The organism is Vreelandella neptunia, assembly GCF_034479615.1.
Taxonomy (GTDB): domain Bacteria; phylum Pseudomonadota; class Gammaproteobacteria; order Pseudomonadales; family Halomonadaceae; genus Vreelandella; species Vreelandella neptunia.
Map to the genome: position 1 here is coordinate 1,534,508 of NZ_CP140255.1, position 19,506 is coordinate 1,554,013.

Below are 19,506 nucleotides of genomic sequence, written 5' to 3' on the forward strand. Positions count from 1 at the left end.
CGCTTATCAGCCGCCCCAACAGGGGCGGTTTTGTTGTCAAGGTAGGATATGATCGACATGGATATTCAAGTAGCGGAAGGAGACGTCGAGCGTCTCTCCCTGCGCGACTACACTGAAAAAGCGTACCTCGACTACTCGATGTACGTCATTCTCGACCGCGCCTTGCCCAATATCGGCGACGGCATGAAACCCGTGCAGCGGCGAATCATTTACGCCATGCGCGAGCTGGCGCTGCACGCCAATGCCAAGTACAAAAAGTCGGCGCGTACCGTCGGTGACGTACTGGGTAAATTCCACCCCCATGGCGACAGCGCCTGCTACGAAGCCATGGTGCTCATGGCGCAGCCGTTTAGCTACCGCTACCCGCTGGTAGACGGCCAAGGCAACTGGGGTAGTCCCGACGACCCCAAATCCTTCGCCGCCATGCGCTACACCGAAGCCAAGCTTTCCAAGTTCGCCGAAGTGCTGCTGGGTGAACTAGGCCAAGGCACCGTCGATTGGGCGCCCAACTTTGATGGCACCATGCAGGAGCCGCTGGTACTGCCGGCCAAGTTACCCCATGTGCTGCTCAATGGCGGCACGGGGATTGCGGTTGGCATGGCCACCGATATTCCCCCTCATAACGTGTCGGAAGTGGTTGAAGCTACCTGTCATCTGCTGCGCAATCCCAAGGCGACGACTGCCGATTTAATGGAATTCGTGCCCGCGCCGGATTTTCCCACCGATGCGGAAATTATTACCCCGCCCGCGGATCTTCGGAAGCTCTACGAATCCGGTCGTGGCTCGGTCAAACTGCGTGCCCGCTACATCCGCGAAGAAGCCAATATTGTGATCACCGCCGTGCCCTATCAGGTCAGCGGTGCCAAAGTATTGGAGCAGATTGCCGCGCAAATGCAGGCCAAAAAGCTGCCCATGGTGGCTGACCTGCGCGATGAGTCGACCCACGAAGAGCCGACTCGCCTGGTCATTGAACCACGCTCCAACCGCATTGACGTAGAGTCATTGATGGCGCACCTGTTCGCCACCACCGATCTGGAAAAGAACGTGCGGGTGAATATGAACGTGATCGGCCTGGACGGCCGCCCACGGGTCATGCCGCTGCCGGAAATGCTGGGTGAGTGGCTGCAGTTCCGTCGCAGCACGGTGCGCCGTCGGTTAGAGCACCGCTTAGGCAAAGTCGAAGACCGACTGCATATCCTGGAAGGCTTGTTGATTGCCTACCTTGATCTGGACGAAGTGATCCGCATCATTCGTGAAGAGGACGATCCGAAAGCTTCGCTGATGGCGACCTTTAGTCTCTCCGAGCGCCAAGCGGAAGCCATTTTAGAGCTGCGCCTGCGTCACCTTGCCAAGCTCGAAGAGATGAAAATTCGCGGCGAGCAGGATGAGCTGGAAAAAGAGCGCAAATATTTAGAGGGGCTGCTGGGCAGCGAAGCCAAGCTCACTACGCTGATCGAAAAAGAGATCCGCGCGGCGGGTAAAGAGCATGGCGATGAGCGCCGCTCACCGCTGGTCGAGCGTGAAGAGTCGAAGGCGCTTTCAGAAGTGGAGCTGTTGGGTGCCGACCCGATTACCGTGGTGCTCTCCGATAAAGGCTGGATTCGAGCGGCCAAGGGACACGATATCGATCCCGAGGGGCTCTCTTATAAAGCCGGGGATAGCTTCCAACTGGCGGCGAAAGGTAAAACCAATCAGCCCCTGGTACTGCTGGATGACACCGGGCGTGCCTATACGCTGTCGGCGCATAACCTACCCAGTGCGCGGGGCCAGGGTGAGCCGGTCACCGGGCGTGCTAACGTTGCCGCCGGGGCGAAAATGGCGGGGCTGATGTTCGCACCGCCGGAGCGGCGCTTCGTGCTTGCCACTGACGGCGGTTATGGTTTTGTGGCGCGGCTCGATACGCTCATCGGTAAAAACAAAGCCGGTAAAGCGGTGCTTAGCCTGCCCAAAGGCTGCAATGTGATGGCGCCGGTTGAAGTGCCAGAGGGTGACGAGCTGTGGGTTGCCTCGGTTTCAAACGAGGGCCGATTACTGCTATTCCCCTTGGATCAACTACCGGAAATGTCCAAAGGCAAAGGCAATAAGATGCTCGATATCCCTGGCCCACGCGCCGCCCGCCGGGAGGAGTTTGTTACCGGCATTGTGGTGCTTGCTGCTAGTGACGCGCTGATGATTCATGCCGGTAAGCGCAAGCTAACCCTAAAAGCCGACGATCTGGCCTATTATCGCGGCGAGCGTGGCCGACGCGGCAGCAAGCTGCCCCGAGGGTTCCAAAAAGTTGACCGTTTAGAGGCAGGAGAGTAAATGATGGCAGGCGGTGACTTGATCCTAACCGTATTAGCGGCGCGTTTATCCGCAGATATTCAATCCCAGGTAGATGCACTGATCGTGCAGTTTGGCCTACAAGAAAAGAGCACCCAGCGCCTTGCCGACGCCTCGTTACAGCAGAATAAGTGCATCGACTGTATTGAGTACCGTCTGGTAGGTGAGGTGGATATTGAAGCTGTCCGCAATGCGGCATTGGTACTGAGCGAAACCCTGAGTGTCGATATTGTTGTCCAAGCGAATACCCGCGATCACGTTCAGCCCCGTTTGGTCTGTTTCGATATGGACTCTACGCTGATCAAAGCTGAAGTGATTGACGAACTGGCCCGCCGCCACGGCGTGGGGGATGAAGTCGCTGAAGTCACAGAGCGTGCCATGCGTGGCGAGCTGGATTTTAAGGCAAGCTTTCGGGAGCGGATGAGCAAACTGGATGGTTTGGATGAGTCCGTGCTGGCGGAGATCGCTGAGGAACTACCGCTTATGGAAGGCGTAGAGCGCTTAATGGCCAACCTGAAACGCCTAGGCTATCGCACTGTGATTCTCTCCGGCGGCTTTACCTACTTTGCTCGCCACTTGCAGAAGAAGCTGGGCTTTGATGAGATCCATGCCAATGAACTGGTTATCGAAAATGGCAGGGTAACCGGCGAGGTAAGCGAACCGATCGTCGATGCCGAGCGAAAAGCCGAGCTATTAGAGTCCATTGCGCTAAGAGAAGGTTTTACTCTGGATCAAACGGTTGCGGTGGGGGATGGCGCCAATGATCTCAAAATGCTTGCCAAAGCGGGGATGGGGATTGCGTTTCGGGCCAAGCCCTTGGTGCGGGCCCAGGCACGCCAGGCGATTTCAACCTCGGGCCTTGATGGTGTGCTCTATCTACTGGGCTATCACCAGCAGGATTTAACCCCGTAATGTAATGCGGCTGGAAGCTAATTGTGGGAGGCCGCTTCAGCGGGCGAAGGGAGCAGAATGCTCCCCAATATTATCAGCCTAAAGGGTCGCGAGCTAAAGCTACCTCCCACTGTGGGACTATGTATGCTGGAAGCCAGTTGGTTGTGAGCTAAAGTCCCGCTCACTTAGGCAGGCGTTTTTATTGTTATCGTTTTTAGCCATGACCTTTATCCGGGTGGGGAACCGGTTTATCGCCGACTTCTTCTGGACGCAGCTCTACCGGCTTACCCTGGGTTTTATCAGCGTGCTTTAAACGCAGGTGCAAGCCGGACTTGGCCAGCAAGTGGGCACTAACGGGGGCGGTAATGAACAAGAAGAGCGTAATCAACATTTCCTGAATATCGGGTTTGCCCTCCACGCTCCAGAAATACATCATCGAAGCGATCAGCATACAGCCGATACCCAGAGTGGTGGCCTTAGTTGGGCCATGCAGGCGCATATAAAAGTCACGCAAGTGGGCCATCCCTAGCGAACCAATAAACACAAAGATGCCGCCAGCAACCAGCAGCAGCGAAATAACCGCCTCTATTACTCCTGACATAACGCCCCCCGGCATAATCCTTTCTGGCATTGCGGCTGCCTCTTTTGGGAGGCGATGATCACGTTCATCATTCGATAATATCTCCGCGCAGAATATATTTGCACACCGCTACAGTACTGATGAAACCTAGCATCGCGATCAGCAGCGCTGACTCGAAATAGGTTTTGCTGTTCAGCCATAGCCCCAGCAGCACAATCAGTGCAATCGAGTTGACGTACATAGTGTCCAGGGCGAGTACCCGGTCGGGCAGGCTGGGGCCGATGGTAAGCCGGTAGAGATTCATCAACAGTGCCATCACCACGAGAGCTAAGGTGATATAAAGCGCAATGCTCAGCATTCGTAAATCTCCTTGAGCGGACGTTCGTAGCGCTCACGAATCTGGTTAATCAGCGCCTCCTCATCGTCCACGTTTAAGGCGTGAATCAGCAGCGACTTGCCATCCATGCGTAGATTGGCTGATACGGTGCCCGGTGTCAGGCTGATCGTGCTGGCCAGCAGCGTAATGGTGAAGCGCTCTTCGAGCATAAGTGGATATTCAATGAAGTGAGGCTTAAGTTTGCGCCACGGGTTGGCGATCAAGTAAGCCACTTCAAAGTTGGCAGTGATAATGTCGCCCAGCACCCGGAAAATAAACCGCAAAAGCGCGAAAGGTTTGGCGATAAGCGGTCGCGCATCCCAAAAGCGGTGGGTCAGCAGAGGGATCAAAATGGCTAACGAGCCACCGAGTACGAATTGACCAAAGGCGTAGCTGCGTACCAGCAGCAGCCAAACGACTAGCAGTAGTATCGATAAAACAGGCGTGGGTAGCCAGGAGCGCGGAGCAATCATTGGGCATCTCCAGCATCAGGTAGTAGCGTGCGAATCAGCACCTGTGGGTTGGCTAATTGCTCAGCCGTGGCTTGAGTGTAGCTGCTCACTGGCCCGGCCATGGCGACTAATAGAGGGGCTGCACTCAGCAGCCAAATAACCCCAAACCACTGGCAACGGGAAAGCGGCGTACCGCTGATCGTGCCCCGATGGCTACGCCAAAACAGCGTAGAGCCTGCCCGGGAAAGGGCGATCAGCGAGGCTAAACTGGTTAGCAGTAGCAACGGCCATAGCCATAGTCGTTGGGTACCTTCGGCAGCATTGAGCATCAATGCTTTGCCGAAAGCACCGGAGAACGGCGGGACGCCTGCGACGGCGATAGCGCCGACAAAAAACAGCATGGCGAGTGCTGCGCCCTGCACCATTGGGCGGCCCTTGACTATACGAGTGCCCGCTTTGCCGCGCTGGAGGCCAATCATTTCCGCTAGCAGGAATAGACCACCGGTGATCAACGTAGTGTGAATCAGATAGTAGAGTAGCGCAGAGACCGCCTGTGGCGAGCGCATGCCGATACCTGCCAGCAGCGTACCCACTGATACCAGCACCAAATAAGCAACCAGCAGTCGTAAGTCCCGTGCAGCCATTACCCCAACGCCAGCGGCCGCCAGAGTGGCAAGCGATAACCACCATACCCAGGGCTGTTCCAGCGCCTCCAAACCGCCAGCGCTATCGCCAAAAATGAGCGAGTAGACGCGCAGAATGGCGTAAATACCCACTTTGGTCATGATGGCAAACAGCGCCGCCACTGGCGCGGGGGCCGAGGCGTAAGCTTTGGGCAGCCAGAAGTAGAGCGGCAGAATGGCGGCTTTTAACCCAAACACCACCAGCAGCATCAGTGCCCCAGCGCTCACTAAGCCGTCACGCTCTTCGGGTAGTTCGGCTACCCGGATCGCCATATCGGCCATATTGAGCGTGCCCGTAGCGCCATACAGAATCCCCACCGCAATCAGAAACAGCGAGGACCCCGCCAGATTGAGCACCACATAGTGGACGCTGGCTTGAATGCGCGCTTTGCCGCCGCCGTGAAGCAGCAGGGCGTAGGACGCCAGCAGTAGCACTTCAAAAAAGACGAACAGGTTAAACAAATCACCGGTTAAAAAAGCACCGTTAATGCCTAGCAATTGCCACTGAAAAAGGCCGTGGAAGTTGCTGCCTTTTTCATCGTCACCGGCGCAGGCAAACACCACAGCGCCAACAGCCAATACGGCGGTCAGCAGCAGCATTAACGCCGAGAGGCGATCCAGCACTAACACTATGCCGAACGGGGCTTGCCAGTCACCCAGTGCGTAGTAGGTGACTTCACCACTGGCGGCTTGGCGTAATAGGCCTATCGCGACCAGCAGCAGTAGCACTGTGGCAGCAACACTCACCGTGCGCTTGTAACGCACTAATCCTTGGCGCTGATAGAGCAGTAATATGCCCGCGACTAGCGGCAGAACGACAGGGAAAACAATTAGATGCTGCATCATTCTCGGTCTTCCTTTTTACCGTCGACGTGGTCGTTCCCCACTTCACTCCGCGCCCGCATGGCCAGGATCACCACAAACGCCGTCATCGCAAAGCCGATCACTATGGCCGTGAGCACTAGTGCCTGGGGCAGCGGGTCGGCGAAACCTGCACCCTCGGAGACAATGGCAGCTCCATCAGTGGTTAGTCCCCCCATTGAAAACAGGAACAAATTCACTGCGTAAGAGAGCAGCGTAAGGCCCACCACGACCGGGAAGGTACGGCCGCGTAACGTTAGATAGAGGCCAGAAGCCGTCAATACACCGGTGGTCATCGCATAAAGCAGTTCCATTAACGAGGCTCCTTGGCAGAGGTGGCGGCGGCGTTGGCATCAGCATCCTGTTCGCTTGCTTCGGTCACCGGGCGGTGAGCGGTGGTGACCTTACCAAGGTTGGCAAGAATCATAAGCGTAGCGCCCACCACCGCTAAGTAGACACCCAGATCAAAGAGCAGCGCGGTGGCCAATTCAAAGGTACCGATGAGCGGTAGGCTGAAATAGCCAAATGCGGATGTTAAGAACGGGTGACCAAATAGCCAGCTGCCCAGCCCGGTTAGAGTGGCTATCGCCACCCCAATGACGGCTACCGGTTGGAAAGGGAAGTCCAAACGCTCTTGCGCCCACGCCACACCCCGGGCCATGTACAGCAGGATCAAGGCTACCGCAGTAATCAACCCCGCGATAAAGCCACCCCCCGGCTGGTTATGGCCGCGCAGGAAGATAAAGGCAGATACCAACAGCGCTAGTGGCAGCAGCGTCATTGAAATTGACGTGAGTACCGCTGGGTAGCGGTCAGGTGACCATACCCGGCCTTCGCCGTCACTGTGCGGCATAAACAGGCGTAAGCGGTTCAGCAGCTTAAAGATCGCCAGGCCTGCGATGGCGAGTACGGTGATTTCACCCAGGGTGTCGAATCCCCGGAAGTCGACCAGAATCACGTTGACCACATTGTAGCCACCACCACCGGGCTTGCTGTTCTCCACAAAGAAACTGGAAATCGACAGCGTCTCGCGGGTCATGACCGCATAGTTAAGGCTTGCAATCACCAAGCCAAGGGTGCCGGCTAGCAACATATCGCGAACGTTGCGCAATGGGCTGGATTCGCGTGGGGTCTTCTGGGGCAAGAAAAATAGCGCCAGCATCAGCAGAATCATGGTGACGACTTCCACCGAAAGCTGAGTAAGTGCCAAATCAGGCGCCGAAAAACGAGCAAAGGTGAGCGCCACAAAGAGCCCGACGACCGATAGCATCAGCAGAGAAATCAGCCGGTAGCGGTGAGTGGCAGCGGTGGCCACGCCGCCAAACATCAGCATTCCCGCCCCGAGTATAAGGATACCATCCAGCTCCTGATTGCCGGCAGCACCCGTTAAGTCGGTGACCTGAACCAGGCCGATCCCACCCATAACTAATGCGCCTAGCCAGAGCCAGCCCACGTAACGCTGTAGCGAATTGCCTTCCAGCGCGGCAATAAACTGTTCGGCGCGATAGCCCATGGAGACAAGCATGCGCTCAAATACCCGTCGGGCATCGACCCCGGCAAACTGCTGGGTAAATCGACGCACCTCGCCATGGCGCCAATAGAGTGCGATACCCACCACGAAGGCGAGCAAGCTCATGATGAGCGGTAGATTCACGCCGTGCCAAATAGCCAGGTGGAAATCTAACGGGCTACCAATCACCGCTTGGCTGGCGAGCTCTAACAATCCCGTTGCCATAAAGGCCGGGAAAAGACCCACTACCACGCACAGGACTACCAATATTTCTACCGGCAAACGCATAAGGTGCGGGGGCTCGTGAGGCGTCTTCGGAGGGGCCTCACGAGCCGGTTTGAAGAAAACTGCGTGTACCAAACGTAGCGAGTAAGCCACAGAGAGGATACCTCCCAGTGCTGCCAGCGCGGGCAATAGCCAACTCAGGCCGCCTAACACGGGCGTCGCTAGCGCCTCGGTAAAGAACATCTCTTTGGATAAGAAACCATTAAATAGCGGTACGCCCGCCATTGCGGCTGCCGCCAGCGTCGTCAAGAGCGCCGTCACTGGCATGGCTTTTTTCAGCCCGCCCAACTGTTTCAGCTCCCGGGTGCCGGTCTCGTGATCGATAATGCCGGCACTCATAAATAGTGCGGCCTTAAAGGTGGCGTGATTCAGAATGTGAAACAGGGCCGCTAAAATCGCCATGGGGCTGCCGATACCCAGCAGCACGGTAATCAAGCCTAAATGGCTAACGGTGGAGAACGCCAGAATACCCTTCAGGTCCGTCTTCATCAGTGCAAACCAAGCGCCATACAGCATCGTCACGATGCCCACTAGGGAGACCACCACACTCCACAGCTCGCTACCCGCGATGGCAGGGTGGAGCCGCGCCATGAGGAAGATCCCCGCTTTAACCATGGTGGCTGAGTGCAGGTATGCCGACACCGGCGTGGGCGCTGCCATGGCGTGGGGTAACCAAAAATGGAACGGGAATTGCGCCGATTTGGTAAAGGCCCCGAGCAGTACCAAACCCAGCATAAGCGGGTAGCGGGAATCGGCCAGAATCACGTCGCCGCTAGCCAGTACATCGCCCATATTGAAGCTGCCCGCCATATCGCCCAACAGCAGTAAGCCTGCCAATAGCGCAAGGCCGCCCGCGCCGGTGACTGTGAGCGCCATGCGTGCGCCTTTACGGGCATCCGATTGGTGCGACCAGTAGCCGATCAGCAAAAACGAAGAGAGGCTGGTTAACTCCCAGAACAGCCAGAGCAGAATCAGGTTGTCCGACATGGAAATACCTACCATTGACGCCATAAAAAGCATCAGGAAGGCGTAAAATCGGCCATAGGGTTCGTCTTTGGCTAAATAGTAGTGAGCATAAAGAATAATCAGCAGACCGATGCCGAGTATCAATAGATTGAACAGCAGCGATAGCCCATCCAGGCGGAACGCCAGGTTCAATGCCAGCTCCGGCATCCAGGTAGCCGAAAAACGTAGCTGCTCGCCATCTAAAAGAGCTGGCACGTTGAGTAGCGTCATTACTAGGGCGGTAGCGGGCAGCACCGCCGTTGCAAGGGAACAGAAACCGCGCCCGCGCCGTGCGGTGAGTGCCGGCACCAGTACGCCTAGCAGAGGCAATAAGGCTATCCAAAGCAGTGTCATGGGGATCATCCAGCGGCTAAAGTAAAAAAAGTCAAAAGAGTACCAACAGGGCGTCTAAAGAGGCGTTCTGGTGGCGTAGGATACATCAAGTGAAACAACAGGATATCACTTGTGTAGCAGGCGTGTAATTTTAGTATAAAGTGTGCGGATTAACCGTTGAGAGATTTTTTGTTACATGAGCGAGCCCTTTACTACCTGGCAGTCCCGATTTGAAAAGCTGCGGTCAAACAAGTTTTTTGAAGCGGTAGTGATCGCCATTATCGTCATTTCTGCCCTGGTGATCGGGGCAAAGACCTATGACGAAACCACTCAGGTTGAGCAGTGGCTGCTCTATCTCGATATTGCGGTAACGATATTTTTCCTGATTGAGATTTTAATCAGAATGGCTGCAGAGCGCACCCTGCTCGACTTCTTTAAAAAGGGCTGGAACGTTTTTGACTTTCTGATTGTGACTGCCAGCCTCATCCCCATGGATGACTCGGAAATGGTGCTACTGGCTAGGCTGCTGCGTATCTTCCGGGTACTGCGCCTGGTGTCGATGATTCCAGAGCTTCAGATGCTCCTTAGCGCCCTGGTGAAGTCGGTGCCACGGATGGGCTATGTGGTACTGCTGATGTTTATCATCTTCTATATATACGCCGCCATTGGGAGCTTTCTGTTTCACAATGTAGACGAGGGGCTGTGGGGTAATATTTCCCTGGCCATGCTAACGCTATTTCAGGTGGCGACCTTTGAGAGCTGGGCCACCGCTGTGCTGTATCCGGCCATGGAGGTCTACCCATACGCTTGGATCTATTTTCTCACCTTTATCTTTTTGAACGCCTTTATCTTTCTCAATATGATGATTGGTATTGTGCTGGACGTGATGCAGAAAGAGAGCGCGCAAATGGCGCTGGACAACGGCGAAGGTGAAGAAGCCGAGCTGCAGTCGCTGCGCAATGATGTTCGAGGGCTGAAAGCGCAGCTTGACCGCATGGAGTCAGCGCTCTCTCAAGCATACTCGACAGCCCCCACACACCAGAATGACGCGGGCGGTAAGCACAGCGACAAGCCCACAACTGACTGATTTTAGGAGAGCCGCCATGATGTTGACTGATCCTGCCAAAAAGTACCGCCCCTTTGTGGCCGTTGATCTGCCCGACCGCCAGTGGCCGAGCAAGCGTATTGAAACGGCGCCTATCTGGTGTAGCGTTGACCTGCGCGATGGCAACCAGTCGCTGATCGACCCCATGGATCAGGAGCGCAAACAGCGCTTATTCGACATGCTGTTAAGTGTCGGTTTCAAACAGATTGAGGTGGGATTTCCCTCCGCCTCGCAGACTGACTTCGATTTTGTACGTTCGCTGATTGAGCAGGATAAAATTCCTGACGATGTGACCATTCAAGTGCTGACCCAGGCGCGTCCGCACTTGATTGAGCGCACCTTCGAAGCGCTACAAGGCGCCAAAAACGCCATCGTCCACGTCTATAACGCCACCGATCCTATGTTTCGCCGGGTGGTGTTCAATGTCGATAAAGCCGAGTGTGTGCAAATCGCCGTCGAAGCAACCCAGCAGATTCGTGCCCAGATGGACGCCGCGCCGGAGACCAACTGGACGTTTCAGTACTCACCGGAGCTCTTCACTACCACCGAGATGGATTTTGCCGTTGAAATCGTCGAAGCGGTCATGGACGCTTACGGCACCCGCGCCGATAAGCCCATGATCGTGAACCTGCCTGCCACGGTAGAAGTCGCCACGCCCAACAACTACGCCGACCAAATTGAGTGGTTCTGCCGCCACGTCAAAAATCGTGATCATCTGATTGTCAGCGTTCACCCCCACAACGACCGCGGCACTGGCGTAGCAGCGGCAGAGCTGACGCTGATGGCCGGGGCTGATCGCGTTGAGGGCACGCTGTTTGGAAACGGCGAGCGTACCGGCAACGTCGATATCGTCACCCTGGCGATGAATATGTATACCCAGGGCGTCTATCCAGGGCTCGATTTCTCTAACATCACCCCGATCATGCGCGAGGTGGAGTACTGCAACCAACTGCCGGTGCATCCGCGCCACCCCTACGTGGGCGACCTGGTGTTTACCGCCTTCTCCGGCTCCCACCAGGATGCGATCAAAAAAGGCATGGCGGATCGCCGCGCTAATCCGGATGCCGTTTGGGATGTGCCTTATTTGCCTATCGATCCGCTGGACGTGGGCCGCAGCTACGAAGCGGTGATTCGGGTTAACAGCCAGTCGGGTAAAGGCGGTGTTTCCTATCTGCTTGAGCAGGAACACGGTATTGAGCTACCGCGTCGGCTTTCCATCGAGTTCAGCCAAGTGGTGCAGGAAGTGGCAGAGCGCACCGGTCGTGAGATCACCTCGCAGATGATCTATCAGGCGTTCTCGGATGAGTATTTGGAGCAGCGAGTGCCCTTTGCGTTGGTTAACCACCGTTTGTCGTCTGAACCTGACAGCCCCAAAGTTACGCTGGACGCCGTGATTGAGGAGAACGGCACACGGCAAACGTTAAAGGGCGAGGGCAACGGCCCGTTAGCGGCCTTTGTTAAAGCGCTGGCAGCCGCAGGGCACGATGTAGAGATTATTGACTACCACGAGCACTCCCGTGGCCAGGGCGCCGACGCTGAAGCCATTGCCTACGTGGAAGTGCGTATCGATGGCAAAGCGGTATTCGGTGTCGGTAACGATGAAAGCATTACCAGCGCGTCCATGAAGGGGGTATTGAGCGCGATCAATCGCCACCACTCGACCCAGCCTGCGGCGGCCAACGTAACGGCGGAGACGTTGGGGTAAGCCTGCGGTTACCAATTAAGTGAGGTGGAGTGCGATGCGGCCCTGGCAGATAGTGGTAGTAACCGCGATAGTGATCGCCGGGCTAGCAGCAACCTTAGCTTCCCATGAGCCGTTTGAGTCCAAACTGGTTCGGTTGGAAGCTCAGCGGGCGCTGCCTTCGCTGGAGGCGTCACTACAGCAGGAAACACCGGAGCTCAATGCGCTGTTTCTCAGCTATGCTGACGATCAGGCGCTGTGGATGAGCGCCTCTTTGGCGATGTTGCGCCATGGTGATATAGCCCGCGATGTACTGGTGGAGTACGGCTTACTGCCCGATTTTCAGCGAGTACTGGTGCGCTATGGGGCTGATGCCGTTCTGCCCATTAGCTACTTTCGCAGTCACGATGTGGCCACGCTGAGGGCGCAGCACTGGGTCGGCGAGCGTTATCAGCAGTTCAACCGCTGGTGGAGCGATGAGGAGGGAGAAGCGAATTCAGCATTCACCCCTTACCGCCGCGGCCAGATGGGCATTGTGCTGCTGGATGCCAATGGTCACGCGCTGCTCAACCAGTTTGTGGTCAGTGAACAAGGCGACGTGGAGTGGCTACAGGGTGAGCGTCTGGTTGCGGGCCTAGGCGATTTCTTCACCAGCGGGCTACGCGATTTGGAAAGCCAGTGGCGGCGGGGTGACGACATTGGCGCCGCCGATCTAGGCTGGGCCGGTGTCGATCTACTCGTGATGGCCAGCACCGTGAAGGTGCTGCGGGCAGGCAAGGCCGCTCGTGCTGCCCGGGTGGGCAGTGTGGAAGCCCAGGGGACTCGTGCTGGTTTGCGCCAAGGCGCGTTAATGAGTGGTGGCGGGCGTTTTGCGGCGTTGCCACGTATGGCCAAAGTAGCCGCGGTGGCGGGCACTGCCTATGTAGTGGTTCGCCATCCAAGCCTTGTGAGCGCACTTGGCGCCAACCTCTCTTCCTGGCTAGGCTGGCCAATTTGGTTTGGCCAATTTCTTATCTGGTTCATCGTGCTACTTCCAGTACTCTTCATTGCGCGCTTTATCTACCGCTGGCTACTCACGCCGATACTGTGGCTGCTGGTGCCGCTGATGCGGGTATGCTTTAGGGCGGCAAACAATCAGTTAGCCAGGCGTACCAAGCCTCAGACCCGTGATCTTGGCTGAAGCAGTGAGAGAAAGTAGTTGTTAACGTAAACGGGGCGGCCTCAGAGGCCACCCCGTTTATCATTTTATCTACGCTAAGGGTTATTCTGGCAGCGCGTAGACCGCGATCTGATCACCTACCTGATCTTTCAGGATGGTATTGCCACCGGAAACAAAGGCGACATATTGGCGACCGTTGTACTCGTAGACCGCGGGGTTCGAGACGGAGGGGGCTTCGGTCTGATCCGACCAGAGCTCCTCACCGGTTTCAAGGGAGTAGGCACGCACCTTGGCATCCATGGAAGCGCCAATAAAGATAATATCGCCTGCTGTGACGGCCGGGCCACCGATGGTGGGCGAGCCCCAGCTCTCAGGCATATAAAAGCCATACTGTTGCGATGCACCCACCGGACGACGCCACTTGATATCACCGCTGGTCATATCCAGAGCGACAAGCTCGCCAAAGGGTGGCTCCCAGCAGGGCATGCCTAGCCGATTAAGTGCTACCTCAAGACGCATCCCGTAGGGCGCGCCTTCCTGGGGGGCGAAGCCGCTTTCGTTGCCGGAGCCGCTATCTGCCTTTTCATACTCTTCTCGATTGTAGAGCTTAATGTACTGCACAATGTGCGAAGTGTTGACGATCGCCGTCTGGCTTTTAGGATCAAAGGCCACGCCGCCCCACTGTACGCCGCCCGCACTGATCGGGTAGCCGAGCGTGCCTTCGCCTTGGGTAGTGGGCGGGGTGTACATACCTTCATAGTGAAGGTCGTCCCACAGCGCAGAGCACTCCCCAAAGCTAACCGCGTCGGCCAGCGCCCAGACATTGGGCTTTTCAGATTGATCTAACAGCGGTGCCGGTTTAGTCGGGAAAGGCTGGGTCGGCGCGTAAACTTCGCCCTCAACGCTGCCGTCTCCGCTGGGTACCGGGCGCTCCTCAATCGGCCAAACGTCTTCGCCTGTTTCGCGATTAACCACGAACAGAAAGCCCATCTTGGTTGCTTGGATGAGTGCCGGTATTTCTTCACCATCCACTGTGATGTCCATCAGCGTTGGTGCGGCATTGATATCATAATCCCAGATATCGTGATGCACCCACTGCCGCGACCAAACCACTTCGCCGGTCTCGATATCCAGGGCGGTGGTGGATGTGCCCAGAGGCACTTCTTCGGTGCGATTGCCTCCCCAGTAGTTCGGTGAGGGTGAGGAAACCGGCAAGTAAACTAAGCCGCGCTCCTCGTCGGCAGACATGTGTGTCCAAACGTTGGCAGTGCCGCTTTGATCGCGCATCTCATCTGAAAGTGCCTGGAACGTCCATTCACGCTCTCCGGTGCGGGCATTAATTGAGTAAACGGTGCCGGGTGGCGCCTGTTCGTAGGCCCAGTCCATCCCCGCCCAGCCGAGCACCAAGTGGTCTCCCACCACGGTAGGGGGTTGTAATAGCGAAAGCGGCCAGCGGTCGTTGGTGTCGTTCCACTGGTTGACGTCGAGCACACCGTTATTGGCAAAATCGGCACACTGTTCGCCACTATCGGCGTCGACCGCGAACAGCTGTGCATCCATGGTGCCCATATAGATAATTTTCTGACAGGGCTCGCCTGCTACCGGATCGTCGGCTTCCCAATAGGCCACACCACGGTTTTTCAAAGCGGGTTGAGTTAGTGCTTCCAGGGATGATTGAGTATCGAAACTCCATTTCTCTTCGCCACTACCGGGGTCTAACGCGAGTATGCGGTAGAAGGGGGTGCCAATATAAAGAGTATCGTTAGCAAACACCGGGGTCGCTGACCAAACGGTGGCTGGCAACTCACCTGAGCCATCCGCGACATCGCCGGTATGCACTTCCCATACCTTCTCCAGCTCGCCGACGTTATCAGTATTGATTTGATCAAGCGGGCTATATTTTTGGGCATTAAGCTGGCCATGGAAGCTATCCCAGGTCGGCTCGCCAGGCACCAACGGGATGGGAGCGCGACTGGGCGCTTCTTCTTGCTCGGGATTCTCCTGCTCACTGGGTTTATCCTGAGCCAGTAACGGCAAGGGCGTAAAACACATCGCCAGGGCGGTGACTGCGCCTAAGCCTGGAGTTATCGATTTAAACGGGGTGGATAGTAGTGTTGGCATGGGCGGCTCCTCAGGTGTGGGTGAGACGGGCGTGATGGGTTGCGCGAACCATATCAACAATCAAGCCGATCAGACCGACTACCATGGCTGCACTGATCCACCACTGATGCAGCAGCATCCCGGCGAAAAATGTACCGGCAAGCCCCATCAGGATGAGTATCCGCAGGGCGATGGAAGCGCCACGTCCTTTAACTTTAAAGAGGAGTAACGCCATCATCGCAAGGGCAATGCAGGCCACAATGGCGACCAGTGCCCCGAGCGTTCCAGTGACTCCGGTTAGTGGTGTGAAATAGGCATATACAGCGATGGCAAGCCCGGTAAGCGAGGCTATTAAGAGGACGAGAGCGCCCGGTCTGGACGAGAGGGATGGTGACATAACGCTATGGCCTCCTGCTGAGTGGGATGCCCAACGTTGAGGCTAATTCAACGTCGGAAATCGTTAGCACTATAACTTTAGCAGAAAACGATATTTTTACGATCTGGGTGACATGTCTTGATTAACTGTAGCAACACCTAGTGCTGTTTATTCAATGAAGGGGAGGCATTGTAAAAGCGTGCGCCTCAGCTAAACTAAACCTATTAAACTAAGCTAACTAACCAAGTCGCATTTTTAGGAGATTTTATATGGAGGCTATCAATATTCACGAAGCTAAAACACGTTTGTCTCAGCTGGTGGCGAGGGCTGCCGAGGGAGAGGGGTTTATTATTGCCAAAGCAGGCAAACCGATGGCACGCGTGACGGCCATTGATAGCCCTGCTTCTGGCCAGCAAAAGCGTCTGGGATTTCTGGCAGGCCAGTTTAAGATACCTAATGACTTTGATCGTATGGGGCAGGAGGAAATAGCTGAGATGTTTGGAGGTTGATGTGAATCTACTTCTGGACACGCATGTTTTGCTCTGGGCGGCAGCAGCGCCGGAGAGGCTTTCTGCTGATGCGCGAGCTATGATTAATGACGAAGATAACAGGCTCTATTTTAGCGCTGCCAGCATATGGGAAGTGGTCATTAAGAACAGCCTGCAACGCCCTGATTTTCACGTTGACCCGCACTTGTTGCGTCGCGGGCTATTAGATAACGGCTATTTAGAACTCCCTATCAGTTCATTGCATACACTCAACGTTGCTCATTTACCAATCATCCACAAAGATCCTTTTGATCGAATTTTGGTGGCCCAGGCAGAAACTGAGGGATTTTTGCTGCTTACTGCGGATGAGCTGGTGGCTCAGTATGCTGGGCCTATCCGGAGGGTATAGCTAACTTTTGGCTTAAGGCTTCAGCACTGAGCTATTCAAGCGTCTCAGTGCCGCTGTTTCTTCAACATGCGTCACAACGGCGTTTTACTTCCCCTTCCAGGAATTTCCCGCACCAAGCGTGGCATTAAGAATCCAGGAAGATGATCACGTAGTTGAGCTACCAGCTCGTGCGCTTCTTCATCCGACACATCAAAGTGCGCAGCACCCTGAACTGGATCCAGTACGTGCAGGTAGTAGGGCAGAATACCCGCTTCGAATAGTCGTTCAGAAAGCGCGGCCAGCGTAGCAACGTTATCGTTAACGCCTTGCAGAAGTACGCTCTGGTTGAGTAGCGTTGTACCGGCTTGTTTAAGGCGCGCGCAGGCATCAATCACCGCCTGGTCGATTTCATTGGCGTGGTTAATATGCAGCACCACCACTTTTTGCAGGCGTGTAGCGGAGAGCCAACCGAGCAGGGCGTCTTCGACCCGATCGGGAATCACCACCGGCAGGCGGGTATGAATGCGGAGCCGTTTTAGGTGCGGGATGCTTTCTAGCTGCTCCACCAGCCATGCCAACTGACGATCGCTGGCGGCCAGTGGATCGCCGCCAGAAAGAATCGCTTCGTGAATAGTGGTGTCAGCGCGCAGGTAATCCAGCGCTTCCTGCCACTGCGCCCTGGAGGGTGAGTTATCGCTGTAGGGGAAATGGCGGCGAAAGCAGTAGCGGCAGTTGATGGCGCAGTTGGGGCTGGCTATAAGCAGCACCCGGCCAGCATACTTATGGATAAGCCCTTTGGCGGGCCGATGTTCGGCTTCTTCAAGCGGGTCGACGACATAGCCATTTGGCGTGAGCGCTTCCTCGCTCAGCGGCAGAACCTGGCGCAGCAACGGGTCGTTTTTGTCGGCATAGGCTATTCTGTTGAGATACGCCTCAGGCACACATACGTCAAACAGTGCATGTCCAGCCTTGGCGCCCGCTAACCAGTCGTGGCTTAGTCCTAGCCGTTCGCATAGTGTTTGCGGGTCACGAATGGCATGAGAAAGCTGCTGCTGCCAAGTGGAATGTGCCAGTGAGTCGCGATGGCTTTGCGTTTCAGACGCGGCAATAATGATGTTCTCCTGCAAAAAAGCCCTCCTTCGGGTTATCATGCGCGCACTTATTTAACGACGCCATTTGCAACGCTGCTGGTATATAAACCTGCTGACGGCGGCAAAGTGTGGCTTCGCGCATCACCTGTTGAAACAAATAACTGAAATGGATGATTGAGAGACATTATGGCGAACTATTCTACCAACGAATTCAAGGCCGGTCTGAAAGTAATGCTCGACGGCGATCCTTGTTCGATCGTTGAGAACGAGCTGGTCAAGCCCGGTAAGGGCCAGGCGTTTAACCGCGTTAAGCTACGGAATTTGATGACTGGACGCGTAGGTGAGAAGACTTTTAAATCCGGTGACTCGCTGGAAGGTGCCGATGTCATGGATTTAGAGATGGAGTATCTCTACACCGATGGTGATATGTGGCATTTCATGAAGACCGATGGCTCGTTTGAGCAGTATGCGGTAGAGAAAAAAGCGCTAGGCGATACCGTCAAGTGGCTGAAAGAGCAGGTGCCCTATATCATTACGCTTTGGGATGATAAGGCCATTTCCGTAACGCCGCCTAACTTTATCGAGTTGGAAGTCGTGGAAACAGATCCCGGTTTGAAAGGCGATACGGCACAGGGTGGTTCTAAGCCTGCGACCCTGTCTTCTGGTGCGGTGGTGCGTGTGCCGCTCTTCATTAACCAGGGTGAAGTGTTGAAAATCGATACACGCAGTGGGGATTACGTCTCCCGCGCTTGATCGCTTTTCAGGGCGCTTGCATGTCTTAATGGCCACGCTTTGTGCGTGGCCATTATTGTTTAAGGTGGTTTTTTCAAGGAGTCGTTATGGCCATTGATTGGCAACCCTCAGCGTCCTTTGAAACGCTGCGCGAACGGGCGCGGTTAATGGCCAAAGTGCGCGCTTTTTTTGCCCAGCGTGACGTGCTGGAAGTGGAAACGCCAGTGTTGGGGCAGGGAGGCAGCACGGATGTGCACTTGGTCTCGCTACACACCTTGGCGCGCACGGACAAAGGGCAGCGCCGTCTATGGCTGCAAACCTCTCCTGAATTCCATATGAAGCGCCTGCTAGCGGCTGGCAGTGGGCCGATTTTTCAGCTTGCGCGCAGTTTTCGCGATGGCGAGATCGGCGCCCGCCATAATATTGAGTTCACCATGCTGGAGTGGTATCGGCCGCAGTTTACGCTGGATCAGCTGATTGGTGAGGCCGCGACGCTCATTATGTCGCTGCTGCCCAGTTTTCCCGGCCCGCTTGTGCATTACCGTTACCGGGAGTTGTTTCATACCTACTTAGAGGTTGATCCGTTCACGATCTCGCTGGAGAGACTGCGGGCGATAGCTGCGGAGCGGGCACAAATGCCTGCCCAATCCTTAGCCGATGAAGGCCGCGATACCTGCCTAGACCTGTTAATGAGCGTGGTGATCGAGCCGAAATTAGGCCAGCAGGAGTTAAGCGTGGTGGTTGATTATCCGGCTAGCCAAGCAGCCCTGGCGCGACGCCATCAAGATATAGATGGTGAGTGGGTGGCTTCCCGCTTTGAGGTCTATCTAAACGGTATTGAGTTGGCTAACGGCTACGATGAGCTGACCGATGCAGAGGAACAGCGCACACGCTTTGCTGAAGACAACGCTGAACGTCGCCGCTTAGGCTTGCCGGAAGTGGATGTGGATGAGCGCTTACTGGCCGCACTTGAGCATGGAATGCCCGAAGGCGCCGGTGTGGCGCTGGGGATAGACCGCTTGATTCAGTTGGCACTGGGTAAAGCACGCCTGGAAGACGTGCTTACATTCTCAACGCCCAGCTGTTAG

At 55.7% G+C, this 19,506-nt stretch carries 18 protein-coding genes; 9 read left to right on the top strand and 9 right to left on the bottom strand.

The features are described 5' to 3' along the window. Positions 1–48: 48 nt before the first annotated feature. Positions 49–2,304 carry a DNA topoisomerase IV subunit A gene (parC, locus tag SR894_RS06990; RefSeq protein ID WP_244286484.1) on the top strand — a complete coding sequence of 752 codons (2,256 nt, stop codon included), beginning with the start codon at positions 49–51 and terminating at the stop codon, positions 2,302–2,304. 3 nt (positions 2,305–2,307) lie between these two features. Continuing rightward, on the top strand, positions 2,308–3,234 hold the full coding sequence (gene serB, locus SR894_RS06995) for a phosphoserine phosphatase SerB (protein ID WP_133730709.1): 927 nt from the start codon (positions 2,308–2,310) through the stop codon (positions 3,232–3,234). Positions 3,235–3,427: 193 nt separating this feature from the next. Here serB and SR894_RS07000 read toward each other — a convergent pair whose 3' ends face one another. From SR894_RS07000 to SR894_RS07025, 6 genes are all read right to left on the bottom strand, one after another. Then, entirely contained in the window at positions 3,428–3,814 is a 387-nt protein-coding gene (locus tag SR894_RS07000; RefSeq protein ID WP_133730710.1) for a Na+/H+ antiporter subunit G, read from the bottom strand. Between the two features lie 67 nt (positions 3,815–3,881). Continuing rightward, the gene (locus tag SR894_RS07005) at positions 3,882–4,151 is read right to left on the bottom strand and encodes a K+/H+ antiporter subunit F (protein WP_008958594.1); all 270 of its coding nucleotides are present in this window, start codon (positions 4,149–4,151) and stop codon (positions 3,882–3,884) included. Next, a complete protein-coding gene (locus tag SR894_RS07010) occupies positions 4,145–4,642 on the bottom strand; it encodes a Na+/H+ antiporter subunit E (RefSeq protein ID WP_008958595.1) in 498 nt (165 codons plus the stop codon). The genes SR894_RS07005 and SR894_RS07010 overlap by 7 nt, the downstream gene beginning before the upstream one ends. Beyond that, entirely contained in the window at positions 4,639–6,150 is a 1,512-nt protein-coding gene (locus SR894_RS07015; RefSeq protein ID WP_133730396.1) for a monovalent cation/H+ antiporter subunit D, read from the bottom strand. The genes SR894_RS07010 and SR894_RS07015 overlap by 4 nt, the downstream gene beginning before the upstream one ends. Next, a complete protein-coding gene (locus SR894_RS07020) occupies positions 6,147–6,479 on the bottom strand; it encodes a Na+/H+ antiporter subunit C (RefSeq protein ID WP_022523997.1) in 333 nt (110 codons plus the stop codon). The genes SR894_RS07015 and SR894_RS07020 overlap by 4 nt, the downstream gene beginning before the upstream one ends. Further along, a complete protein-coding gene (locus tag SR894_RS07025; protein WP_133730397.1) occupies positions 6,479–9,319 on the bottom strand; it encodes a monovalent cation/H+ antiporter subunit A in 2,841 nt (946 codons plus the stop codon). The genes SR894_RS07020 and SR894_RS07025 overlap by 1 nt, the downstream gene beginning before the upstream one ends. 175 nt (positions 9,320–9,494) lie before the next feature. Here SR894_RS07025 and SR894_RS07030 point away from each other — a divergent pair, with 175 nt between their 5' ends. From SR894_RS07030 to SR894_RS07040, 3 genes are read left to right on the top strand one after another with little or no spacing between them, the layout of a single operon-like run. Next, on the top strand, positions 9,495–10,385 hold the full coding sequence (locus SR894_RS07030) for an ion transporter (protein ID WP_133730398.1): 891 nt from the start codon (positions 9,495–9,497) through the stop codon (positions 10,383–10,385). 16 nt (positions 10,386–10,401) lie between these two features. Continuing rightward, positions 10,402–12,108 (top strand): 2-isopropylmalate synthase, encoded by a 1,707-nt coding sequence (gene leuA / locus SR894_RS07035; protein WP_133730399.1) that lies wholly within the window; start codon positions 10,402–10,404, stop codon positions 12,106–12,108. A gap of 34 nt (positions 12,109–12,142) precedes the next feature. Continuing rightward, on the top strand, positions 12,143–13,264 hold the full coding sequence (locus tag SR894_RS07040) for a hypothetical protein (RefSeq protein WP_133730400.1): 1,122 nt from the start codon (positions 12,143–12,145) through the stop codon (positions 13,262–13,264). Between the two features lie 81 nt (positions 13,265–13,345). On the opposite strand, the gene SR894_RS07045 is transcribed toward SR894_RS07040, so the two are convergent. Beyond that, the gene (locus tag SR894_RS07045; protein WP_133730401.1) at positions 13,346–15,364 is read right to left on the bottom strand and encodes a pyrroloquinoline quinone-dependent dehydrogenase; all 2,019 of its coding nucleotides are present in this window, start codon (positions 15,362–15,364) and stop codon (positions 13,346–13,348) included. A gap of 10 nt (positions 15,365–15,374) precedes the next feature. Further along, positions 15,375–15,740 (bottom strand): hypothetical protein, encoded by a 366-nt coding sequence (locus SR894_RS07050; RefSeq protein WP_133730402.1) that lies wholly within the window; start codon positions 15,738–15,740, stop codon positions 15,375–15,377. A gap of 248 nt (positions 15,741–15,988) precedes the next feature. Between SR894_RS07050 and SR894_RS07055 the strand changes: the two genes are divergently transcribed. After that, entirely contained in the window at positions 15,989–16,228 is a 240-nt protein-coding gene (locus SR894_RS07055; RefSeq protein WP_022523990.1) for a type II toxin-antitoxin system Phd/YefM family antitoxin, read from the top strand. A gap of 1 nt (position 16,229) precedes the next feature. Then, positions 16,230–16,616 carry a type II toxin-antitoxin system VapC family toxin gene (locus SR894_RS07060; protein ID WP_133730403.1) on the top strand — a complete coding sequence of 129 codons (387 nt, stop codon included), beginning with the start codon at positions 16,230–16,232 and terminating at the stop codon, positions 16,614–16,616. A 71-nt stretch (positions 16,617–16,687) separates the two neighbouring features. Here SR894_RS07060 and epmB read toward each other — a convergent pair whose 3' ends face one another. Beyond that, positions 16,688–17,722, bottom strand: coding sequence for an EF-P beta-lysylation protein EpmB (gene epmB, locus SR894_RS07065; protein WP_133730404.1), 1,035 nt, complete (start codon positions 17,720–17,722; stop codon positions 16,688–16,690). Positions 17,723–17,872: 150 nt separating this feature from the next. On the opposite strand from epmB, the gene efp reads away from it, so the two are divergent. Together efp and epmA are read left to right on the top strand one after the other, a co-directional pair. Beyond that, complete coding sequence (gene efp, locus SR894_RS07070; RefSeq protein ID WP_133730405.1) at positions 17,873–18,439, top strand: elongation factor P; 567 nt, start codon at positions 17,873–17,875, stop codon at positions 18,437–18,439. A gap of 86 nt (positions 18,440–18,525) precedes the next feature. Beyond that, on the top strand, positions 18,526–19,506 hold the full coding sequence (epmA, locus tag SR894_RS07075) for an EF-P lysine aminoacylase EpmA (RefSeq protein WP_133730406.1): 981 nt from the start codon (positions 18,526–18,528) through the stop codon (positions 19,504–19,506).

Coding starts and splice junctions, on each gene's coding strand:
- SR894_RS07030 (WP_133730398.1), top strand. CDS start 9,495: ATGAGCGAGCCCTTTACTACCTGGCAGTCCCGATTTGAAAAGCTGCGG.
- SR894_RS07005 (WP_008958594.1), bottom strand. CDS start 4,151: ATGCTGAGCATTGCGCTTTATATCACCTTAGCTCTCGTGGTGATGGCA.
- SR894_RS07025 (WP_133730397.1), bottom strand. CDS start 9,319: ATGACACTGCTTTGGATAGCCTTATTGCCTCTGCTAGGCGTACTGGTG.
- SR894_RS07055 (WP_022523990.1), top strand. CDS start 15,989: ATGGAGGCTATCAATATTCACGAAGCTAAAACACGTTTGTCTCAGCTG.
- epmA (WP_133730406.1), top strand. CDS start 18,526: ATGGCCATTGATTGGCAACCCTCAGCGTCCTTTGAAACGCTGCGCGAA.
- SR894_RS07000 (WP_133730710.1), bottom strand. CDS start 3,814: ATGTCAGGAGTAATAGAGGCGGTTATTTCGCTGCTGCTGGTTGCTGGC.
- parC (WP_244286484.1), top strand. CDS start 49: ATGATCGACATGGATATTCAAGTAGCGGAAGGAGACGTCGAGCGTCTC.
- SR894_RS07050 (WP_133730402.1), bottom strand. CDS start 15,740: ATGTCACCATCCCTCTCGTCCAGACCGGGCGCTCTCGTCCTCTTAATA.
- SR894_RS07015 (WP_133730396.1), bottom strand. CDS start 6,150: ATGATGCAGCATCTAATTGTTTTCCCTGTCGTTCTGCCGCTAGTCGCG.
- SR894_RS07045 (WP_133730401.1), bottom strand. CDS start 15,364: ATGCCAACACTACTATCCACCCCGTTTAAATCGATAACTCCAGGCTTA.
- leuA (WP_133730399.1), top strand. CDS start 10,402: ATGATGTTGACTGATCCTGCCAAAAAGTACCGCCCCTTTGTGGCCGTT.
- efp (WP_133730405.1), top strand. CDS start 17,873: ATGGCGAACTATTCTACCAACGAATTCAAGGCCGGTCTGAAAGTAATG.
- SR894_RS07010 (WP_008958595.1), bottom strand. CDS start 4,642: ATGATTGCTCCGCGCTCCTGGCTACCCACGCCTGTTTTATCGATACTA.
- SR894_RS07040 (WP_133730400.1), top strand. CDS start 12,143: ATGCGGCCCTGGCAGATAGTGGTAGTAACCGCGATAGTGATCGCCGGG.
- SR894_RS07020 (WP_022523997.1), bottom strand. CDS start 6,479: ATGGAACTGCTTTATGCGATGACCACCGGTGTATTGACGGCTTCTGGC.
- serB (WP_133730709.1), top strand. CDS start 2,308: ATGGCAGGCGGTGACTTGATCCTAACCGTATTAGCGGCGCGTTTATCC.